3 protein-coding genes are annotated in these 1883 nt (G+C 66.4%); 1 reads left to right on the forward strand and 2 read right to left on the reverse strand.

The features are described from left to right. Positions 1-245: 245 nt before the first annotated feature. On the forward strand, positions 246-977 hold the full coding sequence (locus tag ACEN88_RS30495; RefSeq protein ID WP_413345744.1) for a Crp/Fnr family transcriptional regulator: 732 nt from the start codon (positions 246-248) through the stop codon (positions 975-977). 63 nt (positions 978-1040) lie between these two features. On the opposite strand, the gene ACEN88_RS30500 is transcribed toward ACEN88_RS30495, so the two are convergent. Together ACEN88_RS30500 and ACEN88_RS30505 are read right to left on the reverse strand one after the other, a co-directional pair. Then, positions 1041-1262 (reverse strand): glycine zipper 2TM domain-containing protein, encoded by a 222-nt coding sequence (locus tag ACEN88_RS30500; protein WP_036237051.1) that lies wholly within the window; start codon positions 1260-1262, stop codon positions 1041-1043. Between the two features lie 28 nt (positions 1263-1290). Next, the gene (locus tag ACEN88_RS30505; RefSeq protein ID WP_413345746.1) at positions 1291-1572 is read right to left on the reverse strand and encodes a BON domain-containing protein; all 282 of its coding nucleotides are present in this window, start codon (positions 1570-1572) and stop codon (positions 1291-1293) included. Positions 1573-1883: the final 311 nt, after the last annotated feature.

Raw genomic sequence — 1883 nt, forward strand, 5'->3', positions numbered from 1 at the left:
GGGGTGGGGTGCGTGTCCATGGCTTTCCTTTCCGGTGTCGGTGGGGACGAGGGCGTGTCGCGAGCCTCGAGTCCGGTACGTTTCCATTGTCCCTGGCAACAACACCCCGTTCCGTGCGTCACCGTACATACTTGCCCTGGCGCGGCCGGTACGCTGACTGAAAGTTGTCAGTAAATGTTTCCGGGCAGTGTAAATAGCCAATCTCCCAAACGTGTGAACCGATGAAGTCCAACCGCGAGGGTCCGATGAATTCAGCCGCTCCACCTGTGATCGCCGAGCACAATGCCAACCTGCTGCTGGCTGCGCTCCCGCCGCAGGAGATGGCACGGATGCTGCCGGCGCTCGACCAGGTCAAGGTGGACGTCGGCGCCGTGTTGTGCGAGCCGGGCGACATCATCCGTCACATCTATTTTCCGCACGACTGCCTGATCTCGCTGATGGCCGTGGCCGAAGGCCGCATGACGCTCGAGGTGGGCCTCGTGGGCCGCGAAGGCATGCTGGGCGCCACCGTCGCGCTCGGCCACGAGACGACGCAGGTGCGCGCCGTCGTGCAGCGTGCCGGCAACGCCAGCCGCATCGACGCCGACCGCCTGCGCATCGAATTTGCCCGCAACCCGGCCCTGCAGCGCGTGCTGTACCGCTACACGGATGCGCTGCTGGCCCAGGCCATCCAGATCGCGGTGTGCAGCCGCTACCACGTGCTGGAGGCGCGGCTCGCACGCTCGCTGCTCGTCACGCGCGATCGCCTGCAGTCCGACAAATTCCACCTGACCCACGAATTCCTCGCCCATGCGCTGGGCGTGCGCCGCGTGGGCGTCACCAAGGCCGCCAGCGCGTTGCAGCAGCAGGGGCTCATCAACTACAGCCGCGGCAATATCGAGATCCTCGATCCGGAACGTCTCGCCGCCGCTGCCTGCACCTGCTACGAGATCGTGCGCGAAGCGGGTGCCGGTGTCGGCGCGCCCGTGCTGGCCTGACCGTCGTCGACCCAAAAGACAATGCCCCGGCAAGCGGGGCATTGTCTTTTGGTGCAGCCGCGATCAGTGCGTGGTCTTCACCTGGTTGCCGATCACGCCGCCGACGGCTGCGCCACCGACGGTACCGACGGCGCTGCCGCCCGTCAGTGCGCCGCCGACGACTGCGCCGGCGCCGGCGCCGATGGCGGTGTTACGGTCCTGCTTCGACATGCCGGCGCAGCCGGTCAGGCCCAGGGCCACGGTTGCCAGCGTTGCGGTCGCGATGATGTGCTTGATGGTCTTCATGTTGATCTCCTTAAGGTGGGTTACATACTCACTTCAGGCGCAGCTCATTCCTGACCGATCTGACGCCCCTCACGGTGCGCGCGGCCGCGGCGGCCGCCGCCACGTCGTCCGCGGAGCTCACGAATCCGCTCAGCTTGACGACCCCCAGGTCCGTGTCGACGTCGATCTCGTTTGCCTTCAGGCTGGCATCGCCGAGGAGGGCGGCCTTCACGCCGGCCGTGATGCCGGCGTCATCGGTTTGCCCTACGACAGCCGTCGGGCTGTTCGTCGCGCATCCCGTGATCCCGCACAGGGCCAGAGCCGCCAGCAATGCCGATGTCGCTAGTGCTGCCGGGGTCCTGCCTGTACTGAACCGTTTCATGCCTTCTGCGCTTCCTCGCGATGCCGGCCTGCTGTTCGGGAACGGCGCCGGCCTTACCATGACTCCAGCATAAATGTCATTGGCATAGCGGTCTGTACGACAAATAACACTGTGACATGCCGGGCTCAACGTTTGGCGCTTTTCCCGGGCGGCGGCGCAACAGGTTTCGCGCCCGCCCTGGCCAGCAGCGCATTGCACGGGCTGTCCTTGCCCGGCCCCGTGTTGATCAGCGGGAGCAGGGCGGCGGCCGGTGCCGCGAC

The sequence above is a fragment of the Massilia sp. CT11-108 genome (assembly GCF_047302915.1).
GTDB lineage: Bacteria > Pseudomonadota > Gammaproteobacteria > Burkholderiales > Burkholderiaceae_D > Telluria > Telluria orientalis.

What these genes read in the sequence shown, in the direction of transcription:
- ACEN88_RS30500 (WP_036237051.1), bottom strand. Translation starts at nt 1,262, where the DNA reads ATGAAGACCATCAAGCACATCATCGCGACCGCAACGCTGGCAACCGTG.
- ACEN88_RS30495 (WP_413345744.1), top strand. Translation starts at nt 246, where the DNA reads ATGAATTCAGCCGCTCCACCTGTGATCGCCGAGCACAATGCCAACCTG.